16 protein-coding genes are annotated in these 22,977 nt (G+C 46.7%); 6 read left to right on the forward strand and 10 right to left on the reverse strand.

Features of this window, described 5'->3' with window-relative positions:
* Nucleotides 1-89 precede the first annotated feature (89 nt).
* The 3 genes from OL444_RS18260 to panC form a co-directional block, all read right to left on the reverse strand.
* Nucleotides 90-1,103, reverse strand: a complete 1,014-nt coding sequence (locus tag OL444_RS18260) for a lysylphosphatidylglycerol synthase transmembrane domain-containing protein (RefSeq protein WP_264730861.1) — start codon at nt 1,101-1,103, stop codon at nt 90-92.
* A gap of 48 nt (nt 1,104-1,151) precedes the next feature.
* Nucleotides 1,152-1,496, reverse strand: a complete 345-nt coding sequence (gene panD, locus OL444_RS18265; RefSeq protein ID WP_264730860.1) for an aspartate 1-decarboxylase — start codon at nt 1,494-1,496, stop codon at nt 1,152-1,154.
* 146 nt (nt 1,497-1,642) lie between these two features.
* A complete protein-coding gene (gene panC, locus OL444_RS18270) occupies nt 1,643-2,506 on the reverse strand; it encodes a pantoate--beta-alanine ligase (RefSeq protein ID WP_264730859.1) in 864 nt (287 codons plus the stop codon).
* Nucleotides 2,507-2,616: 110 nt separating this feature from the next.
* Here panC and OL444_RS18275 point away from each other — a divergent pair, with 110 nt between their 5' ends.
* From OL444_RS18275 to OL444_RS18300, 6 genes are all read left to right on the forward strand, one after another.
* Nucleotides 2,617-3,435 (forward strand): glycogen/starch synthase, encoded by an 819-nt coding sequence (locus OL444_RS18275; protein WP_264730858.1) that lies wholly within the window; start codon nt 2,617-2,619, stop codon nt 3,433-3,435.
* Between the two features lie 53 nt (nt 3,436-3,488).
* On the forward strand, nt 3,489-4,844 hold the full coding sequence (locus OL444_RS18280) for a DUF4270 family protein (RefSeq protein WP_264730857.1): 1,356 nt from the start codon (nt 3,489-3,491) through the stop codon (nt 4,842-4,844).
* A gap of 21 nt (nt 4,845-4,865) precedes the next feature.
* Nucleotides 4,866-6,119 (forward strand): methionine adenosyltransferase, encoded by a 1,254-nt coding sequence (metK, locus tag OL444_RS18285; protein WP_264730856.1) that lies wholly within the window; start codon nt 4,866-4,868, stop codon nt 6,117-6,119.
* A 112-nt stretch (nt 6,120-6,231) separates the two neighbouring features.
* Nucleotides 6,232-7,287 carry a polysaccharide deacetylase family protein gene (locus OL444_RS18290; RefSeq protein WP_264730855.1) on the forward strand — a complete coding sequence of 352 codons (1,056 nt, stop codon included), beginning with the start codon at nt 6,232-6,234 and terminating at the stop codon, nt 7,285-7,287.
* Nucleotides 7,288-7,534: 247 nt separating this feature from the next.
* Entirely contained in the window at nt 7,535-12,535 is a 5,001-nt protein-coding gene (locus OL444_RS18295; protein WP_264730854.1) for a PKD domain-containing protein, read from the forward strand.
* Between the two features lie 63 nt (nt 12,536-12,598).
* Nucleotides 12,599-13,720, forward strand: a complete 1,122-nt coding sequence (locus OL444_RS18300; protein WP_264730853.1) for a glycosyltransferase family 4 protein — start codon at nt 12,599-12,601, stop codon at nt 13,718-13,720.
* 45 nt (nt 13,721-13,765) lie between these two features.
* Here the strand turns inward: OL444_RS18300 and OL444_RS18305 are convergent, their stop codons facing one another.
* The 7 genes from OL444_RS18305 to OL444_RS18335 all read right to left on the reverse strand — a co-directional run bounded on the left by OL444_RS18305 (nt 13,766) and on the right by OL444_RS18335 (nt 22,899).
* A complete protein-coding gene (locus OL444_RS18305; protein ID WP_264730852.1) occupies nt 13,766-14,530 on the reverse strand; it encodes a carboxylesterase family protein in 765 nt (254 codons plus the stop codon).
* 106 nt (nt 14,531-14,636) lie between these two features.
* Nucleotides 14,637-15,392, reverse strand: coding sequence for a TolC family protein (locus OL444_RS18310; protein ID WP_264730851.1), 756 nt, complete (start codon nt 15,390-15,392; stop codon nt 14,637-14,639).
* 10 nt (nt 15,393-15,402) lie between these two features.
* Nucleotides 15,403-16,899, reverse strand: coding sequence for an O-antigen ligase family protein (locus OL444_RS18315; RefSeq protein ID WP_264730850.1), 1,497 nt, complete (start codon nt 16,897-16,899; stop codon nt 15,403-15,405).
* A gap of 127 nt (nt 16,900-17,026) precedes the next feature.
* The gene (locus tag OL444_RS18320) at nt 17,027-18,241 is read right to left on the reverse strand and encodes a glycosyltransferase (RefSeq protein WP_264730849.1); all 1,215 of its coding nucleotides are present in this window, start codon (nt 18,239-18,241) and stop codon (nt 17,027-17,029) included.
* Nucleotides 18,226-19,575 (reverse strand): lipopolysaccharide biosynthesis protein, encoded by a 1,350-nt coding sequence (locus tag OL444_RS18325; protein WP_264730848.1) that lies wholly within the window; start codon nt 19,573-19,575, stop codon nt 18,226-18,228. The genes OL444_RS18320 and OL444_RS18325 overlap by 16 nt, the downstream gene beginning before the upstream one ends.
* Nucleotides 19,572-20,699 carry an acyltransferase family protein gene (locus tag OL444_RS18330; RefSeq protein ID WP_264730847.1) on the reverse strand — a complete coding sequence of 376 codons (1,128 nt, stop codon included), beginning with the start codon at nt 20,697-20,699 and terminating at the stop codon, nt 19,572-19,574. Before OL444_RS18330 ends, OL444_RS18325 begins: the two co-directional genes overlap by 4 nt.
* A 13-nt stretch (nt 20,700-20,712) precedes the next feature.
* Nucleotides 20,713-22,899 (reverse strand): GumC family protein, encoded by a 2,187-nt coding sequence (locus tag OL444_RS18335; protein WP_264730846.1) that lies wholly within the window; start codon nt 22,897-22,899, stop codon nt 20,713-20,715.
* Nucleotides 22,900-22,977 lie beyond the last annotated feature (78 nt).

The raw sequence follows: 22,977 nt of genomic DNA on the forward strand, positions 1-22,977 counted from the left end.
AAAATATGAACAGTAGCCGGAAAGAAGGGAAGATAGCTGTATAATTAAACAGCGAACGGATGATAACAGGTGGTTATCATCCGTTCATTTTATGGTTTAGGCTGATGCCTGTTTTTGTTGTAGATGGGCAATGCCACGAGGCTGAAGAAGCCCAGGAATATAACCAGCAGGGTTTGTGCTACCCAGATAATCCAGCCAAAGGCAAAGCCGATGGCGTACGGAATATTGTAGAGTTGCAGTGTTTTTTGCACCAGTGGTTGATAGGCGCCGATACCACCCGGGGTAACGATCATGCCTACACTACCGATGATCAGTACGGCCAGGGCAGCGCTGATACTGAGGTGGCTGGTTTCTTTCAGACAGAAAAAACCGATATACACCTGAGACAGATAGCAGACCCATATGAGTACTGTTTGCAGGAGAAAACCATTTTTGTTTTTCATTTTGCCGATAGACAAGATGCCTTCCATGACGCCTCTGGCCAGCGATTTGATGGTGATGGCCACTTTGGATCTGGCGAAGCGACGCAGCAGCCATAGGAGCAGCAGTACAACTACCAATACGCCGATGGCAACGATGATCAGTTGTCCGCCGTTGGCATTGGCCAGTTTCCGGCTCAGCGGCTGAAAAATTTCCTGACTGACATAAGCGCCGAGTACATCCAGCTGAATAACGATGGTGAGGCCCATCAGGAGCAGGAGGCACACGAGATCTACTGCACGTTCTGCAATCATGGTACCTACCAGTTTATCGGCGGGTACTTTTTCGTATTGGGCCAGTATACCGCAACGGGTTACTTCACCGAGGCGTGGCACAGCCAGATTAGCCAGGTAGCCTACCATCACAGCGAAGAAAGTATTCAGTGTGGATGGCTGGTGGCCCAGTGGTTTCATCAGCAGTTTCCAGCGGACAGCGCGGAACCAGTGGCTGGCAATACCCAATACGATGGCAGGAATAACAAGCCAGTAATTGGCTTTGCGGAATGCAGTGTAAATCTGATCCCATTGATCGGCTGTGATATCTTTTGTAAAGAGCCAGATCAATAGCAGGCCTATGCCAAAGAAGCAGACAAACTTAATGAGGTTCTTAAGCATTTTGGGCATATCCAAATTGGTTTTAGGCTGTGATGGTACAGTGCAGTATTTGAGGGATTATAATTTGTTTCCTTCTTTCGGGAAAACGGCAATAGGTGTATATTTTTTCGCTTCTTCAAAATCCATTGTAGCATAGGAGATAATGATCACGATATCTCCCGGGGCAACCAAACGGGCCGCCGGGCCATTCAGACAAATGATACCGGAACCGCGTTTGCCTTTGATCACGTAGGTTTCCAGTCTTTCACCATTGTTAACGTTTACTACCTGCACTTTTTCATACTCAATTAAGCCGGCAGCATCTATGAGGTCTTCGTCAATTGTGATACTTCCGACATATTGTAAATTAGCTTCGGTAACTACCGCCCGGTGGATCTTACACTTTAAAATTTCAATTTGCATAGTATAACTGCTTAAACGCCTTATAAGCGTGTTCGCAAAGCTAGGAAAAATATTTTGTTTAGCGCAAGGCAGGGCATAAGAAAGGGCGCAACAGACCTGTTAATTAACATAATCTTTGCGCCCTTTTTTTGGTGACGGAAATAATATTACAGGCTACCTTGCAGCACCATGTTGTCGATGAGTCTTACGCCATCGAGCCAGGCTGCAACAGCGGCTACTACAGTATGGTTGCCGGGTGGCTCGTCGATATGCCGGAGTGTTCCGTTTTCAACCAGGAGGATGTCGAGGTATTCAGGTTCAAAACCTTTTGCTTTGAGGTCATCCATGGCTTCATGGGCGCCTTCGAGGAAATGGAGGCCTTTACCGAAATTCTGGCGCAGTGTTTCGAGTGCCTGGTAGATGGCTACTGCTTTCTTGCGGGCAGCAGGAGAGAGGCGGGTATTCCGGCTGCTTTTAGCCAATCCGTCGCTTTCCCGTTCGGTAGGGCATACCACCAGTTTTACCGGCAAATGGGTAATTTCGAGCAGGCGACGTACAATCAGGCATTGCTGGAGATCTTTTTGACCCATATAAAGGCCATCCGGTTTTACAATGTCAAGTAATTTGTGTACAATGCGTCCTACACCCTGGAAGTGACCTGGCCGGAATTTACCCTCCAGGATGGTTTCCAGGGTGCCGAAGTCGTATTGAAGGCCACTTTGCAGTCCTTCCGGGTACATTTCTTCTACAGATGGTAAAAAAAGTATATCTGTTGAGGCGTCGTTTAATTTTTTGATGTCTTCTTCGATGGTGATCGGGTATTTTTCAAAATCTTTCGGGTCATTGAACTGGGTTGGATTGACAAAAATGCTGCAAACGACTACCTCATTCTCTTTTTTTGCCGCCTGAATAAGTGACAGATGTCCGCTATGCAGGGCACCCATAGTTGGCACGAAACCAACGCTTTTATTGGATTTCCTTACCAGTTCCAGGTGCTTCTTCAGGTCGTTGCTGCGCTTAAATAGATACATAAATCATTGCTTAAAAGGATGTTAAAACTGACAGATTGGCCAATATTCCTAAAAAAATCCGTAATTTTGCAAGCCAAATTAAAAATTACTGCATTAATAATCAGCGTTAAATGTCCACAAAGAAAAGAATTCTTTTTATTGCCCAAGAGATGTCGCCGTACCTGGAGTTGAGTGATTATGCGGCCATGGTCAATAAAATGGCAATTAAATCCAATGAGGCGGGCCTGGAAGTGAGGGTGATCATGCCCCGATTTGGAATTATTAATGAGAGAAGACACCGCTTGCACGAGGTGGTAAGATTGTCGGGTATCAACATTGTGATTGACGGGGATGACTATCCGTTGATCATCAAGGTGGCCTCCTTACCCAATGCACGATTACAGGTGTATTTCCTGGATAATGAAGATTATTTCAAACGAAAAACGGTTTTCGCCGACGAAAACGAAGAGTTTTTCGACGACAATGCAGCCCGTTCGGTATTTTTCTGCAAAGGCGCCCTTGAAACCGTCAAAAAATTCGGCTGGCCTCCGGATATTATCCATTGCAGTGGCTGGATGACCTCTCTGATACCGATGTATCTGAAAACCGCTTATAAAAAAGAGCCGGTTTTTGCCAATTCAAAAATTGTATATTCGATGTTACCTAACTCCTTCAAGGAGAAATTAGGTACTACTTTTGTTAAGAAAGCCACCATCAGTAACCAGATCAAGGAGAAAGATATGGAACTGTTCAAGGAAGGTACCAATACCGCATTGAACAGGGGAGCTGGTAAATACGCAGATGCAGTGGTGCTGGCCGGCGATAAGCTGGAGAAAAAAGTGGTGGATGAGCTGAAAGCGGAAAAAGGCAAGATAATTTTGCCTTACAAGAAAGAAAATGAAGATCTGGGCGACTACCTGCAACTGTACAACCAATTGCTGGGGAAATAACCGGGAATAACAAGCATATTCGGTAACATCGTATAAACAAACAACATACTCGCGTGAAGCTCAATTTCAGGAACCTTAGTTACATAGCCACTTTTTTTACTGCATTATACGGTGTTTCCGGTTGTAATCAGTCTACCATTCTCGGTACCGGCCTGATTCCGCCGGGAGATTATGTGAATCCACAGGATACTGTTATCACAAATATCCTCGCCCATAATATCCTGCGATTCGATTCCACCATTGTCAATGGAAAGGGAGCTTACTCAAAGGTACTGGGATCTATTATAGCAGATCCTATTTTTGGAAAAAGTCACGCTTTCGTATATACGCAGATGGGATTGCCCAAAAATGCGTTTACGTTCGATGGCGCCAATATTAAACTGGACTCTGTTGTATTGTCCCTGAACTACAAGGGTTTCTATGGTGATTCTTCCACCACACAAACTTTCCGTGTATATCGTATGAAGGAGCCTAATTTCACAATAGACTCTAACTACGCCTATAACAAGGCCTTACAATATGATCAGGGAGAACTGCTGGGTACTGTAACGGTAGCACCCCGTACCCTGCGCGATTCTGTAGGTGTATATGGTACCAAAGAAGCGCCGCAGCTCCGGGTTAAACTGAGTAGCGCTTTTGGTAACCTGCTGCTCCAGCAGAAATCCGATGGCGCCTTTAAAAATGACACGACCTTCCGCGATTTCCTGAAAGGTTTTGCCATTGTACCGGATACGTCGGCGGGTTCCAACAGGAATATGATCTACCTGAATCTGAACGACGCCAGCTCAAAACTGACTGTGTTTTATCAGAACTCCGTGGATGATTCCCTGCGTGCTACTTTCAGATTCAATGAGTCTTCCAGTGCACATGCGAACTTCTATATCCGCAACTACACCGGCTCCACGGCCAGCAATTACATTAATACATCCAATCCGAAAGGAGACAGTATTCTCTTCCTGACTTCCAGCCCTGGTTTGTATACCAGGTTGACTATTCCAGGATTAGAATCTTTCCCTGAAGTATTGATTAATAAAGCAGAATTAGTCATTACACAAATTACCAGCGGACAAAGTGATATGAATGATGTATTTACTGAACCAGGAAGCTTATCTTTGTTTCAGTTTACAAATGGGGAAACCACCAAACCCATGTTTGATTATAATACTGGCGAGAAATTGCTGTCAGTTAATAAGCAAATTATTACAAACTTTGGAGGAATACAGATTGCACAGTATTCTTTTAACTTGACCCGTTACATGCAACTGCTGATCAAGAAGCAGGAAACCAACCTGGACCTCAAAATGCTGCCATTCACCGGTGGTTTTATCAATGTAGCCCGTGTAAAAGCAGGAGGTACCAAACAAACGCAGTACGGCATCAAACTAAGAATCATTTATACAAAACCATAAAATTGCTAATCCAATTTTTTTATGCCTTATTTATTTACATCTGAATCCGTTTCAGAAGGACACCCTGATAAAGTTGCCGATCAGATATCCGATGCGCTGATCGATCATTTTCTGGCCTATGATGCAAAGTCTAAAGTAGCTTGTGAAACATTGGTAACCACAGGCCAGGTGGTATTGGCCGGTGAAGTGAAATCGGAAGCCTACCTGGATGTACAGGATATTGCACGTGAGGTTATTCGCAAAATTGGTTATACCAAGAGTGAATATATGTTTGAAGCCAATTCCTGTGGTATTCTGTCTGCTATACATGAGCAATCTCCCGACATTAACCAGGGCGTTGACCGTTCTTCTCCTGAAGAACAAGGTGCCGGCGACCAGGGAATGATGTTTGGTTATGCTACCCGTGAAACAGACAACTACATGCCACTGGCACTGGACCTCGCACATAAATTGCTGCAGGAACTGGCTGTATTGCGCCGGGAAAATAACGAAATCAAATACCTCCGCCCGGATGCTAAATCCCAGGTGACTATTGAGTATTCTGATGATAATAAACCTGTAAGAATCGATACAATCGTTATCTCTACCCAGCATGACGATTTCGATACAGATGATAAAATGCTCGCGAAGATTAAGGAAGATATGATCAATATCCTGATCCCACGCGTAAAAGCACAGCTGAAACCTGAGTTACAGCCACTGTTTGACGGCGCTATCACTTATCACATCAATCCTACCGGTAAATTTGTGATCGGCGGACCACACGGCGACACCGGCTTAACCGGCCGTAAAATCATCGTAGATACCTACGGTGGTAAAGGTGCACACGGTGGTGGTGCTTTCTCTGGTAAAGATCCTTCCAAAGTAGACCGTTCTGCGGCCTATGCTACCCGTCATATCGCTAAAAACCTGGTAGCTGCCGGCGTTTGCGACGAAATACTGGTACAGGTATCTTACGCGATCGGTGTAGCTAAACCTTGCGGTGTATACGTAAATACGTATGGTACTGCCAAAGTAAACCTGCAGGATGGTGAAATCGCCCGGAAAGTAGAAGAAATTTTTGACCTGCGTCCTTATGCTATTGAGCAAAGACTGAAACTGCGTAATCCAATCTATAGCGACACAGCTGCCTATGGCCACATGGGTCGTGAACCTAAGACTGTTACCAAAGTATTCAACAAAGGCAAAAAACACGAGAAGAGTGTAGAAGTTGAGTTGTTTACCTGGGAAAAACTGGATTATGTTGAGAAAGTAAAAGCTGCTTTCCAATTATAAGGTATACGATAACTGAATAATAGAATGAAAAGCTCCGGAAGATAATTCCGGGGCTTTTTATTTTATTATTCTCCCGCATCCATTATCTTGCAAGCATACTTACGCTGACTCCATGCAATTCGCTAAACGTGCCTTTTATCAATCTATACAATTAGCACCACTTTCGCTGTTAAAACAACTGGATCCTAACCGGTTGCTGCTGCCTTATCATCACCTGGTCAGCGATGCGCCTGTACCGCATATCAAACACCTGTATCCCTTCAAGGGGATAGCCGCTTTTGAGCAGGATCTCGATTATCTGTTGCAGCATTTCACGCCGGTAACATTGCCGGAAGTCATCCGCAGCGTACAGGAACAACGGCCGTTATCGCCCTACAGTTTCCTGCTTTCCTTTGATGATGGCCTGCGCCAGGTCAAAGACTTTATTGCACCGATGTTATACCGGAAAGGTATTCCCGGCGCCTTCTTTCTCAACACAGGTTTCCTTGATAATAAATTACTCTTCTATAAATTTAAAATCAGTCTGCTGATCGAAGCCTTACAGCAAACTACGTATAGCCATGCGGTATTGACCGCTGTGGGGGCCATACTACCCGGCCAGCCAGCCGGTGGGAGAGATGCGGTTATAGCTGCGCTACGCCGGATTACCTGGCATAACCGCCACCTGGCAGATGAGGCAGGCGCGTTGCTGGAAATAACTTTTGATGATTATCTCTCGAAAGAAAAACCTTTTTTGGAAAGCGCGGAGGTACAACAATTAATTGATCAGGGTTTCGGTATTGGCGGACATAGTATCGATCATCCCTATTATACCCAGCTGACACTGGAGGAACAACTCCACCAGACCTGCACTTCTGTGAATGATCTGGCCGTACAGTTTCAATTACCTTATAAGGCCTTTGCATTTCCGCATTCAGATGCGGGGGTAAGCCGCTCCTTTTTTGATACCGTATTCGATCCGGCGATGCCGTTACTGGATATTGTTTTTGGTACGGCCAATCACAGACGGGATATCCATCCGGCTATTCTGCACCGTTTTAACTGCGAAAGACCACATATTTCCATCCAACAGGCAGTGAAGGGTGTGCTCCTGTATGATGTGGTGAAACGAAGGTTACTGCCGGCTGATATCAGCCGAAATCCAGTGGCAGAACCCGATAAGAAATAATGTTAAAATTTATATTATTTAATATAATAATATTATATTTAGTATGCATCTGTTTTTGAGACACGGTGTGAAGCGTTTATGTATTACTAAATAAAATGAATTAATAAATTAATTATATGTGTATTTAATTAGGAATTAACCTTAAATACCAACTTAACGATTATTTTTGTAGCGTTCGAAAAGAAGCATAAAACAGGGGGTATATGGAGACCAGGATGGATTTTTTCCCAATTTAAATTTAACCTTAGTGAAGAACCGACTACTTGGTATCAACGTATTGAGTTGTATACTTTTAGTGTCTTTTTGGTGCAGCCCGTTATTCGCCCAGGGAGACCAAACAGCCATATCCGTTAAAACTGGCACTACCCAAACTACCGGTGCCTGGTTGCACCTGCCGGATGATTATAATAAAACAACCTCGAGTTACCCCCTGCTGATATTCCTGCATGGAATCGGCGAAAAAGGAACGGACCTCAATCTGGTGTTGAAATGGGGCGTACCCAAAATGATCAGCAAGGGAGCTAAAATGCAGTTCACGGTAGGAGGAAAGCTGTATAAATTTATTACGGTATCGCCGCAAATCGAAAATGGATATTGCAGCGAAGCCATGATGGATCAAATACTCGCAGATGTGAAGTCACGCTACCGCGTGGATGGAAATCGTGTATACATTACCGGTATCAGTGCCGGTGGTTATGGCACCTGGAACTATGTGGCCTCCGGCGCGCAATACGCCAGTAATATCGCCGCGATTGTACCGGTATCTGCTGCCCCGATTGACAATATTAAAAAGAGCGGACTTTGTAATATCGCATCCGGTAAAGTGGCCGTCTGGAATATCTGTGGCGATCAGGATCAGTTTTATCAATATGTTGCCACTTACCAGAACCAGATCAACAGCGCTTCCTGCAACCCGGTGATCAAAGCCATTTCCACGATCATACCCAATGCCGGTCATAATGGTGATACGTGGGATGTAGCCTACGATGTATTGCATCGGTTATCGACACCGAATATATATGAATGGATGCTGCAATACAGCAAAGGTGGGGGCGTACCTCCCGGACCTACACCACCCGTCGCCAATGCAGGTAACAATATTAAACTGACCTATCCGGTCAACAGCACCACACTGGATGGTGCAGGCTCCAAAGCAGCTACGGGCAATACCATTACACAATACCAATGGACGTATGTATCCGGTCCGGCCTACGTACTGTCTGCTGCCAATACCGTCAGGGCCAGACTTACCGGCCTGGTAGCCGGCACCTATGTATTTGAACTGAAAGTAACAGACAATAATAACCTGTCTGCTACTTCGCGTGTAACCGTTACCGTAGCACCGGCTGCTACGGGTGGCTGCAATAATTGTAAATTCCTGATTACGCCCAGTCCGAGTGATGGTGGCGCCTATATTGATGGTAAAAACATGGGGGTTAAACCGGGAGATACTATCTGTATCAAAGCCGGTAACTATACCTTTATTCAGTTCTTTAACTTCACCGGTAGCGCCCAGCGCCCGCTGGTATTCATCAACTGCGGCGGACAGGTAAAAGCCGGAAACGGCGGTAACTACGGTATCATCTTTAACAATGTTAAATACTTTAAAATTACCGGCTCCGGCAGTGCCGACAAATACGGCTTTAAAGTAAACGGCGTCAATAAATATCTCAACGTAGGACTGGCCATGGGAGCTGGTTGTACCGATTATGAAGCCGACCGTTTTGAAATTACCCATACAGAGGCCGGTGTACTCGCTAAAATCAACCCTACCTGCGACCCCCTTACCCAATATCCCAACTTCTCTATCCGCAATGTCAACTTCCACGACCTGTATATCCATGGTACGCTGGGAGAGGGCATGTACATTGGTAATACAGCTTCTTCCGGTACGACCGTAGATGGTTGCGCCAGCGGATCGATAGATGTGATACCGCCCCGGATTTACAACCTGAAGATTTACAATGTCATCACGGATGGTACCGGATGGGATGGGATACAGGTGGCCTCTGCGCCCGAAAACGTGGAGATATACGACAACCGGGTATTGAACTATGGTATAGAAAATAAAGGCAGCCAGCAGGCTGGTATTATCCTGGGCGGCGCTTCCAATGGTAAGGTATATAATAACACTGTGATCAAGGGAACCGGTAACGGTATCGAGGTGTTTGGGATGGGGCTCTGTAAAATATATAATAACGTATTGGTCAATACCGGACTGGATGGCACCAGTGAAGGCCAGGATGCCCTGTTCATTGACGACCGGCCTACCCCCAAAGCCTATACGCCGTTGATCGTACAGGTAATGAATAATACGATTGTCAATTCCGGCCGGGATGGTATCCGGTTACTGAATACCTATACCACTATTGGCCGGGGGAATATCATCGCCAACAACCTGGTGGTACGTTCAGGACCCCGTGGCGCGTCTACAGGCATTTCTGTACAAAGCGGCATCGATTGCCGGCTGCTGACCAACACCTGGCTGAAAGATGAAGCGACGACAAAATTTCAGAACGCTGCTGGTAATGATTATCACCTGCTTGCCACTTCTCCGGCTATTGATAAAGGTACAGACCTGAGTAGCTATGGTGTGACCAATGACCAGGACGGGAAGTCCAGGCCTTTTAATAATATTTTTGATGCAGGCGCCTTTGAATATGGCAACAGCGTTCCGGTGAACAAACCGCCAGTGGCAGATGCCGGGCAGGATGAAACCATTACGCTGCCTGTGAATACAGTACAGCTGGATGGTGCTTCCTCCCTTGACCCGGATGGAAGCATTACTGCTTATAAGTGGACGCAGGTTTCAGGTCCGGGTACTGCGGCCATTGCCAATACGGCTGCCGCAAAGACGGCGGCCAACGGATTGGTAGCCGGTACCTATGTATTTGAACTGGAAGTAACGGATAATGCCGGCGCTACCGATACGGCACGTATTACCGTCACCGTTAAACCGGCGGCGCCGGTGAACAAACCACCGGTTGCCCAGGCAGGCAGCAACGTTACTATTACGCTGCCGGTCAGCAGTGTGCAACTGGATGGCAGTGGCTCTTCCGATCCGGATGGCACGATTACAGAATACCTCTGGTCGCAATTGTCTGGTCCCAATACCGCTGATATAGCCTCACCTGCCGGGGTGAGTACGGCGGTAAACAGCCTGATCGCCGGTACCTATGTTTTTGAATTGCAGGTAAAAGATAATGACAACGCTACGGGTACAGCGCGTGTAACCGTGACCGTTAAGCCACCCGTGAACAAACCGCCGGTAGCCAATGCGGGCAATAATGTCACCATTACCTTACCGGTAAATACCACGCAGCTGGATGGCAGTCGTTCTGCTGACCCGGATGGCACCATCGACGTGTATAAATGGACCCAGGTTTCCGGACCGAATACCGCTGCTATAGGTACACCGGCAACCGCACAGACTACCGTGTCTGGTCTGGTGGCGGGTACCTATGTGTTTGAACTGGAAGTAACCGATAACAGCCAGGCTACTGCCAAAGGTCGTGTAACCGTTACCGTAAAACCTGCTGCGAATAAACCGCCGGTAGCGGCAGCAGGCAATGACCTTGCCATTACCTTGCCGGTGAGTAGTGTACAGCTGGATGGCAGTGCATCTGCCGATCCGGATGGTACCATTACCGCTTATGAGTGGTCGCAGATTTCCGGTCCGGGTACGGCGGTGATTGTTGCCGCCACCGGCGTAAGTACGGCCGTAAACGGATTAACAGCCGGTACCTATGTTTTTGAATTACAGGTAACTGACAACAATAATGCTACAGCTACAGATCGTATTACCGTTACCGTTAACCCGGCACTGCCCGGAAATAAGCCACCGGTAGCGAATGCCGGCAGTAATATCACCCTTACCTTGCCAGACAATGCTACCCGGCTGGATGGCAGCACCTCCACGGATCCGGATGGTACCATTGTATCTTACCAGTGGTCGCAGGTATCGGGCCCCGGTAAGGCGGTTATTGCAGATATTACCGGTGTGGGAACGGCAGTTTCCGGTCTGACAGCAGGTATTTATGTGTTTGAACTACAGATAAAAGATAATGACGGGGCATCTGCCTATGCACGTGTAACCGTTATCGTTAACCGTGCTGCTAATAAATCACCGGTGGCCAATGCCGGTGCAGATATTGCCATTACCTTGCCGGTGAGTTCCGCACAGCTGGATGGCCGTGCTTCTACAGACCCGGATGGTACCATTACCGCTTATCAGTGGTCGCAGGTAGCAGGCCCCAATACGGCTGCCATTACTACGGCTGCCAGTGCGCAGACAAAGGTAACCGGTTTGATCGCCGGTACCTATATTTTTGAACTGCAGGTCACAGACAATGAGCAGGCTAGTGCTACGGCGCGGGTGACTGTTACCGTCAACCCGCCGGATCCCGGTAATCAGCCACCCATTGCCAATGCCGGCAATGATGTTACCGTAGAGTTACCGGTATCCAGTGTCACGCTGGATGGTACGGCCTCCTACGATCCGGATGGTACGATTGTTTCCTATGCCTGGACCAAAGTTTCCGGCCCGGGTAAAGTGACGATCAATAATGCTTTTACCGCAACGGCCACTGTTTCCGGCCTCGTATCCGGCACCTATACCTTTCAGTTGCAGGTGACCGATAATAAAGGCGCTACCGCGCAGGCCAGTGTAACCGTTACCGTGATTAAGCCCAAGCCGGATAATAAACCGCCGATAGCGAATGCAGGTAATTCGGTAACCGTACCCTTGTCTGATGATCTGTTATTATTGAATGGTGGTGCTTCCTATGATCCGGATGGCGCGATTGTAAAATACCAGTGGACACTCGTCAGCGGCCCAGATGTATTTATTACCAATGCCGGCGGCGCCAAAGCGTTTGTATCTTTCAAGGTAGTAGGCGCCTATGAATTTCAACTGACTGTCACCGATAATGATAATGCTACTGCCAACGCACGTGTAACCGTTAACGTTATTGCGCGTGATGTACATGAAAATGACTTACAGATTGTACCGAATCCTGCCGGCCGTATGATCCGGCTGATTCTTTCTGATGCTTTATCCGTAAATCAGTTGCAGTTGTATATTTATCACATCTCCGGCCGGCTGGTGAAAAACATGTATATCGGTAATCCCCGCGAATGGCAGCAGGGCATTGATATCAGCGAACTGGCAGGAGGGATGTATGTACTGAAAGCGACGGATGGCAAAAACCTGAATGTGGTGAAGAAATTTATAAAGGCCAACCAGTAAATGATTTGCAAATAGTTGAGTACCTTGCGGTATCGTCATCACTTTCTAAATCCCCGGCACTACATGAAAATTGGTATTGAGGCGCAACGATTGTTCAGACCCAAAAAACATGGAGTAGAAATTGTCGCACTGGAGCTGATTAAACACCTGCAGCAAATAGATAAGCAAAACGAATACTACATCTTTGTAAAAGAAGATACCGATGATACCTGTATCACCGCTACAGAGAATTTTCATATCATCAAACTTCCTGCACGGCCTTATCCCATCTGGGAACAGGTATCGCTGCCGCGTGCTATCCGGCAGTACCGGCCGGATGTATTGCATTGCACCGCCAATACGGCGCCCTTATTTCCCGGCGTGCGTACGGTGATTACCCTGCATGATGTGATTTTCATGGAGTCCGTGAATTTTAAGGGAACGACTTATCAGAATTTCGGTAACCTGTACAGAAGAGCTATTGTGCCACGGGTAGCCCGGAAGCATCAACTGATTACTGTGTCGGGATATGAAGCCAATAACATCATAAAAACGCTGGGAACGCCACCAGAACAGGTAACCGTGGTACACAACGGCGTGAGTGGTATGTTCCGGCAAATCACCGACCCGGTGGCGCTGGCCGCCTCCCGGGAGCGTTATAAGTTACCAGCGTCCTTTATCCTGTTTTTCGCCAACCCGGCGCCGAAGAAAAATACGCCTAATACGCTGGCAGCCTTTGCCTGGTATTGCCGCCAGTATCCTGCTACTACTATCAAACTGGTGATTACGGATTCCAGTAATACGTATATCCGGCAGCAGATCAAAGAGCTGCAGCTGGAAGATATCCTGCCCCGGTTGCAGATCTTGGATTATATCGCCTATAAGGACCTGCCGGCGGTGTATTCGCTGGCCAGCCTGTACCTGTATCCTTCCTTGCGGGAAAGCTTCGGTTTGCCGTTACTGGAGGCGCAAGCCTGTGGTACGCCGGTAGTGACTTCCAATACTTCCTGTATGCCGGAAATTGCCGGGGATGCGGCCATTTTTGCGGACCCGTATGATGCAGCAAGTATCGGAGAAGCGATTGCGCAGGCATTGCATGTACCTGCTGCTACCGCCGGACTGCAGGAGCGGGGTTTTGCCAATGCACGTAAATACAGCTGGGAAGCTGCGGCGCAGAAGATGCGCCGGATTTATGAAGCCGGTTAGTAACGGGCAGTTCAGCCACTATGGACTGAACTGCCGCTCCTGATATTATTTGGTTGCAGCCTGACTACGTGCAGGCGTTACCGGTACCTGCCCCTGTTTGTACTGGAGCATCCACTCGTAAATATTCATTCCTTTTTCTTTAAAGTGCGGATCATAAAACTGCTTCCAGCAGCAATGCCGCTGTTGCTGATCCGTTAACCGGGTAAGCCCTGTTTTATATTTGTTGGTACTGTCGATATAGCGTTGCACATTTTCGAGGTAATGTGGTTCCGCTGATCCGGCAAAATACCAGCAATGCAGGTTGGCTTTGGCTATCATTTTGAAATGTACCAGGTTACTGTCTTCAATGTTGGCGGGCGACATTGGTACCGCTGCAGCAAAACGGGACGTCAGCTGCTGGTTATCGGTAATCGCCATCATAGTAGCCCATCCGCCGGCGCTGTAGCCCGTGATATAAATACGGGAAACGTCTACCCGGTAACGGGCTATCACATCATTCAGTACCTGGTTAACCGCAGCCGGAGACAGTCCCCAGTTAAGCGCCTGGGGAGCGATGGTAATAAACTTATACAATTGTTTATCCACCGGGTTTACAGCCGATAGCTGGAGCCCTTTATCCAGCCAGAAAGGAATACCTTCCAGGGTGAGTTTGTCGAGGTCACTGCCGGATTTACTTTTTCCATGCAGAAATAAAATCAGCGGGTATTTTTTATTCGTACTGCTATAATCATCCGGTAATTGCAGAAAAGCTCCACTGGTATGATAAGGAGAAATCTTTACCGTTGTTTTTTGCAGGTTCCGTTGGCCCATTGAGGTAGTAAAGTGCAGACAGAGTGCGACAAATAGAAATAATCGTGTACACATAAGCGTTATGATCACATTTTTGCGGGAACAAACAACGGATCGGCATTTTATATTATCTTCTTTCCGCAGAAGCCGCCAGTAGTGCTTCTTCCAGTTTAATTCCTATAATTTCTTCGAGATCCAGTTTGGCCTGGGATAAATCTGTTTCCAGGGTAATTTTCTTTACCAGTTCCGCATTGTACCTTTTAGAGCTGATGCTGTATTCATCATAGGTAATACCGCCGGTGGAGAATTTTTGTTCCGCCTGGGAGAAAGCAGCATAATCATCTTCCGTAATCTCATTCTGTAAAGTGAGTAATTCCTTTTTCAGCAGATAATTCTGATATTTTGATAATACCACCGCCCGTACATTTCTGCTCAGCAGTTCCTGTTGCTGGGTAGCCAGTTCTACGTTTTTACGGGCAATCTTTACATCATTGGGTTTGGAGATAAGAGAGCCCAAAGGTACACTGATACCTACGTTCCATAAAGGATAGTAGAGGTTCTGGGTATTGTTGTTTTCTCCTTTGTACATTCTCAGGGAAACTTCATTCAGGTTGGCGCCCACGGTCACATAGTTCAGCCAGTTGGCATTGGCTTTATTTAACTCGTATACGGTTTTATCTCTTTCCAGCCGTGCCGCTTTTAAGCGCGGATTGTTCATCGCCAGCTCTACCAGTTTTTCCTGAATATTGTTTTGTGTATTGGCCGGTACAGCTGCAGACGCTGCCTGTGGTGTTGTTTTTCCTGCTACTTTAACTTGTGCATTCACTGCGGTGGATAATGCTGAAAACAGCAGCACACAACTTACAATTGAGGTACTTTTCATATTGATTTGTTTATACATTTTCTGGTTGTTCAAAAGTTTTAAGTTTTATGATAACGGCATATAGACCATAGAAGAAAAATGCACCGGGAATCTGCCCGATGGCAACCTGGGCATAGTGCGCAACGACATAGATGAAAATGGCGGCCACGCTGGCGGCATAGATATTCCGAAACTCTTTGCTGCGACATTGATAAAATCCACGTATGCCGCGCTGCAATACAATAAAGTACATCAGACAGGTAAGTGCCAGCCCTATCCAGCCGGTTTCGATAGCTGCTTTCAGATAGCCGCTGTCTGGCGGAAAGCCTGCCAGCGGGTGTTCGGGATTGTATTGTTTGCCGGAGGCGCCACTGGTATTTACGCCACCTCCGATCGGATGTGCCCAGATATAAGGTTGTATGTACTGCCGGTTTTTATCCCGCACATTCAGGGATTCATCTTCAGAAAATTCAAATGCTGTGCGGATGCGGTTGACCGTACCGATGCTATGAAACGGTCCGAAAATAAGTACCATAAAAAACATGAGGAACATTACCGTGAATGCCATCGTTTTTTTACTGGTGATGGTCATCAGCACAAAGATGACAATACCGGCCGGTATCACGGCATAGGCGGTACGTGTACCTGAAAATGCCATCCCCAATGCCATCACACCGCTGGCTACCAGCAACCAGTTGCGTTTACCGGTATCGGGTTGCCCGATGGCCAGTAAAAGGGCAAATACCATGGAGCTGGCCATCAATATACCAAAGGCGGTAGGGTCGGAGAGGAACGAAAATTTGCGGATGGTACCTCCCTGAAAATAAAGGCCATAACGAATCGGGTCCATCATCACCCAGTGTTCTTCAAATCCCAGCAGGCCATGCCATTGCTGAAAGCAGGCATAGGCGCCGCAAATCACCGCCATCACCAGCCACACTTTGAAGAAACGTTTGATAACGGCTACACGGGTGAATATATGCAGGGCAATAAAATAAATCAGCAGCAAGCTTACGGCTTTTCTGAATACCTGTCCCCAGCCCGCGAAAGACTGCATATCCGGATTAAACAGTTGTATCATCAGGTAAGCCAGATAAATCAGGTAGATCCAGGTAATGGGGTTCCGGGAATAGCGCCAGTATTTTTCTTTCTGCACGGTTTTACGCAGATAAATACCGAGGAAAGTAGTGCCTACCAACAGGTCTACGGCAGTACCTACCGGCAGCATATCATCTACGAGGCGGTTGAGAAAAAATACAAATACAGAAAGTATCATCGACATATAAAACCCGAGTTCTGTATGCAACAGACTCACTACAACGGCAGTGCCGCCAATCAGTCCGCCTGCGATGATAATACCCAGTAGGAAATTAATTTTGGCAATAATAAAGGCCATGGCTAATGCCATCAGTCCCATCAGCAGGTAGCCGAAGGGGGTATTCAGGTGTAATTGTAATACCTGTTTCTCCAGTGCGGCCGACAGCTGTTTGAAATAATTGCCTTTTTTATCCGGGTAATAAGTACTCACTGTGTGATAGTTATTTTTCAGAAGAACATTATTTTAACGAAAAGCAGGACCATCGTAAAAGCTACGAAAATGGTTACGATGATCTCCAGTATATTGTCGTCACTAAATCTGTTTCCTTCCATATTATTTATTGGTTTACGAGGGATTGATAGTGGCTGCTCATCAGCGCCACGCTGTTGGCCCAGGTATGTGACAGTGCAAATGTTTTTCTGCCCGCAATCACTTCCGGATTTTCCGGTTGCGAAAGAATATTTTCGATGGCTGTAATGTATCCGTCGGCATCGTGGCAAAGGCTTACATAATCGGCAAAGAGCTGCATGGTTTCTGTATGGGTAGCCACTACGGGTTTACCCATGGCCAGGTACTCATCAATCTTCCGGGGATAATTACCAATCGTCATTTCGTTTAATGCCTGCGGGTTGATGCAGACATCGAACGTGGCGATGTAGGCCGGTAGTACGGCTGGTGCTTTGCTACCTATGAAATGTACATTGGGCAGCTGGTGCAGGGAACTGTTTTTAAAGGCATCGTCTTCCGGCCCTACGAGTACAATATTCCAGGCAGGCCGCTGGGTGGCGATCTGTTCCAGGATAGGAATACTGAGGCGGGTAGCAGTCAGTGCACCTACATATCCGATTACCGGTGGCGGATAATGAGCAATACTATCCGGTGTACGGGAAGGGGAAACAGCCGGCAGGTAATCAAAGTCACATCCTTGTCCAATGTCAAAAGACGCCGGATTATATTGCCGGGCATAATTGGCGAGGTAGGCAGAATTAGCTGCTACCATCGTGGACTTCTTCATCAGTGCCCGTTCCAGACGGCCGCCATGTTTCTTGAAATAGGGCTGACTGGTGAGATTATCCCGGATATAATAAATGGAGCCGGATATATTTTGTAACATCTCCGGTAAATAAAATGCCCGGAAAAAATCATTATCGGTAAACAGGATAATGTCGCTGAACCCCAATTGCTGTGTGGCTTTGTTAATTTCTGTGGCAATACGCTGGTTGTTTACCCGGTTGCAGTAATCAAACAAACCGGTAAAAGGAATCCAGGTAACAGATTCCAGCAAGGTGCGCGGCGCCAGCGTCCACATGGTATCGCTGATCTGTTGGAGGTCGGCCGTTTTTTTACGGAGACTGTCTACCGCATGCCGCACTTTAGGGTCCTTACGGGAACGGATCAACGAAATTCTGTCGGGTGCACGGTTTACGTACAGCACCCTGTTATGGCGCGCCAGTTCGGTTGCAATGTTCTTGCAATTACTGCCGATGGTAATGTCCCAGGATTGTAATCCTACTATAACAATGTCTTTCCCGCTGATCATCTTGTCTTCCATTTTAACAGGAATCGCTCCTGAAATACTGATAACATATCAGGATAGAAGAGCAGCATGTAACGACATACGCGCCCTATACTAACCTGTAATTTTCTATAAAGGATGGTCTGTGTTATAATGAAGCATATTCCATAGGATACCATCATGCCATAGGCGGTACCTTGTACGCCGAACCGGGTAGTAAAAAACAGACAGATACCAATGTTCAGTACAGCGGTAATGGTCATTACTATAAAGTTGGTGCGTGGCTGGCCGATGGAATCCATAATAGTGCCAAACTGTTTGATAAAAGGCAGGAATAATCCGTACAATACAGTGATCTGTAACAATACACTGGCTTCGGTATAGCCTGCCCCTGCGATGATGCCGATAATCAGTTTTGGGAAAGTAAAGATGACAATGCTTACCGGTACGGCAATCGCCAATATGCTGCCTACTGCTTTCTCATAATAGAACCGCACTTTTTCCATATTGCCGCTTTCCATCATCCGGGCACTTTTGGGAAACAGGATATCTCCCAATACCTGTGATGGTACATCTATCAGGTTGGATATCCGCAGGCATACACTGTACAGCGCGACTGCGGAAGTGGAAATACAAGAGGAGATAATAAACTGGTCGGTATTCCGGAACAGGGAAGAGCTGATGTTGGTACCAAATACAAACTTGCCGTAGTGCCAGAGTCTTCTGATCCAGAAGCGGTCATACTGCATAGTACGGTGCAGGAATCTGGCGGCGAAAAAACCGGATACCACCATGCCGGCAAACAACCCTATATTGAAATAGAGAATCAGTGCCGTGAGGGAAACATGGCCGGTTAGCAGCAGGTCTGCCACGATGCAGCAGAATGATATACCCTGGCGGGTGAGATAAGCCCAGAACACCCCCCGGAAATCTGCGTTGGCATTTTGTATCCACTCAAAATGAGAAAAGGGGATGAGCATCAGTAAACCCGGCAGAAACAGGTACATCACGTCGCTTAATGCCGGGGCCTGCAACACGCGGCTCAGGGGCGCAATAAAACAGGCAATCAGCAAACCAATTACTACTGTGATCATGATGTTCATGGTCAGCGCTGCCCCTTGTATGGCTGCGTGTAAAGTAGGTTGTGTACTGTTGATATATTTGATGACCGCATTTTTGATCAATGACTGCCGTACGATTTCAATTAAGCCGGTGTAAGCCAGGAACAGGTTCCAGACACCCATATCCGGTTTACTGAGGGTACGGGTGAGTATTAATACGCTGCCGATACCGAAAAGTAAAACTGCCACCTTCTGCATACCGCTGAAAATGCCTGACTTTAACCAATATGTATATTTCTGATCGCTCATATCCTGTGCTGTGTATGTTTAATGATGACGGGTGCTGGCTGCTGTAATTTGTTTTTGGGACGCTCCAGGCTATAGAGCCACCAGCAACCATAATGCATGGCTATATTGTATAACGCAATGGAAATGATAATAGCGGTAATAATACAAATCGTCAGCAACAGCGGGAGATAGGTAATACCAAACAGTTTTACCAGGAGTATCCGGGTGGCAGAGGCAATCAGTACATGGGTAAGGTAGATGTACAGGGAATGATGACCAATGACGCGCAGGAATTTCAGTACCTGGTAACGTTGCAGGATAAACGAAACATTATATATGAACGCGCATCCGCTGATGGCAATGGCTGCAAACAGCAATGGCTGATGATGCTCTACAAAGAGGTGGTTCTCCATCGCCAGATTTTTCTGCAGAAAATAATACTGACCGGCTACAAAAACAGGTAACAGCGACAGGAACAACCACCAGGAGCTGAATCTGGCTGTATTTTTTTCATCGAGCAGCTGATGGCCGATAAAATCGCCGAGTGCAAAAAATACGTAGAAGTGGAGAATGTCATAGAGCAGGCCTACATCTGTATGCTGTACCGATAAATAATCGGAGTACAGGTACATGGCGATGCCCAGTGCCAGCTGCCAGTATATAGATAACCGCAGGCGGGCCCGGGTGAAGATATACAGCACACTTACATTAAACAGGGCAAGCAGGTACCAGAACTGGTCCACATTCCTGGGATAGGTAAAGATGTAGGTATAATCAATCAGGCTTCTGCTGGCATTTACAAAATGACTTAACAGCAATTGAATCGTGATCTGGAGCGTTGCCCACAGCACATACGGGTAAAACAACACATCGAATTTATTCCGGATGAGGGCTGCTACGCCTTTTCTCTGCAGGCTCTTTGCTATAAAGGCGCCGGAGAGAATAAAAAACAACGGCATCCGGAAACTATAAAAAATAATGTTCGCGTGTTCCAGTCCGGCAAAGGTTTCCTGGCTCAGGGCCGCCCTTGACAGTCCTTCAAAAATATGACGGTATAGTACCAGGATGATGGCAATGGCGCGTGCATAATCTATCCATGCCAGGCGACCCGTACTATTGATGGTATGCAGGTTAAACAATTTCATGGGTGTGTACTTATCACGCATTCATATTCTCATACTGTACATTGTTTAGTACGGCACCGGCGAATTTTCCGTTTAATGTTTGCAGGAATTGAATGCTTTCTTTATCTGTTTGTTTAATGGTAGATGTAGCCGCTACTATACTTACAGCCATTTCGGTGTAATGCAGTAACTCTTTTGAATCGGATCTTTGATTGAGTGCGGCGCCTTCCAGTAAAATATAATCATATGTTTTACGTAGGTGTGGCAGCAGTAACAGCAGGTTGTCGGCACCCAGTATTTCTGCAGGCGTATAGTCTCCGCCGGCACAACCAATAATGTCTACGCCTTCAATATCAGTAGTCGTAATAATTGGTTTTATTTTATCGTAGTGATAGCTGTTGGCTGCCAGCTGGAAGTTTTCCAGTTCAGGCATCGCATTGAAATCGCGTGTCAGGGTATTATTGGAAAAGTTGGTATCGATGATCAGTACTTTTTTTCTGCTTAAGCTGAAGCTTTGTGCCAACGCTTTGATGATGGTGGTTTTACCTTCCCCGTTTCTGGTGCTGGTGAAAAGGAAGATGCCGGCATCCTGGCTTTCTATTTCATACCGCAGTTTACGCATGTTCTCCAGAAAGAGGGCTGCATTCGTATTTTTAGCATTGTTGACCTGGAAAACCTGCTGCAACGGCGTTTTTTTCAGGTTAAGTTTATTCAGTACACTCAGCAACCGGAGGTCGATGGCCCGCAGGAAGTGAGACGGTGTTTTGATGGATACATCAATGTATTCCAGCAGGATGACCAGTACGCAACCGAAGAGGAACATACACATACCGGAAAGGGCCACGATGATGAGCCTTTTGGAGGGTTCGGGTTCTACCGCGGGTTGTCCGTATAAGGTTTGACGGAAATTATCCTGCGGGGCAATTTTATTGTTCATGGCCGCATCGTAGCGGCTTTTAATATTTTCATATTCCTGTTGTGCCATATCCAGTTCTTTCTGCAGGGCTACGTTGGTAGCACCTCTGGAAGCGGCAGCACCTACCTGGCTGTTGAGGCCACGGATGCTTTGCTGGTATTGGGCAATGTTCTGCCGGGCAGAAGAGATCTGTACTTCCAGGTCGCTTTTGCGTTGTTGCAGATCCGCTTTGGATACACTGCCGGTAGCTGGCGCCGCACTGGCCATGCTGGACAGTTTGGCGTTATAATCGTTTTTCAGTTTCACATACTTCGCATACAGCTCCTGGTCGTTGGAACCTTTATTTACATATTCATTGTAGGCACTGTTTTTCTGGTTACGCAGGTTGCTGAGTTCTGCATTGGCAGAAGAGGTGCTGCTGCTGGTCTGCGCATTGGTACGCTCCATTTCAGCCAGTTTGGTATTGATCTGCTGTAAGGCCATGGTAGCCACATTGAGGGTGGCGTTCTCGTCAGCCAGTTTGTTTTCAAAGTTGCTGATCTGTCCCAGTTTGCTGGTGCTTTCCAGGGAGACGTCCAGGCTGCCCTGGGTTTTTATCTTGGACAGTTTCGCGTCCAGTTCTTCTCTTTTTTGTTCTACCAGTTTGGAGAGGGTTTCAATAGACTGCACGGTTTGCAGGGTTCTTGATGACTCATTACCGCGGAGAAATTCTGCACACAGCTGGTTCACCACGTAGGCTGCCAGTTCCGGTTGTACGGAACGGTATTGGATGTCGATGTAATCGGTGCGTTGTACCCGACCTGCGTACATGAGTTTGCGCATGGTTTCGAGGTCGTATTTGTACAGCTTCAGGGCGTCCTGTATTTTTCTTTCTTCCGGATCATAAGAACTGAGTAATGATTCGGTGCTGTATTTGTTTTTTAAGATCGGAATGGCTTTGGCGATGTTCAGATTCCGGTATGCATCTTCTTTCTTTTCTTCCGCCGTCAGATGACGATATGGTTTTTCAGGGTGTTCGAGATCATGCAGCAGCAGGGTATAGGCTACCATGCTTAATACCTTGGAGGATTGAAGGGCTTCTACCACATTGTTGAATTTCACATCTATCTCATAGATGTTAAAATTTTCATCTTTCAGTTTCACCACATCATTCGTTGTAAAGCCAGTAGCCATCTGGGCTACAGACTTGTACATCCGTTCCTGGTTGAGGGTAAGCAAAAAGGCTGCGACGATAGCAAACAACGTACTGAAAAGGATAAACCATTTTCTACGAATCAACGACTTAAATAAATAAATAAGATCCATATTGGCGGATTCTATAAAGAATGAAAAAAAATAATCTGATAGGTCCGAAAAAATCCGGTACAGCGACCGGATTTTTCC

This window comes from Chitinophaga nivalis (genome assembly GCF_025989125.1).
GTDB lineage: Bacteria > Bacteroidota > Bacteroidia > Chitinophagales > Chitinophagaceae > Chitinophaga > Chitinophaga nivalis.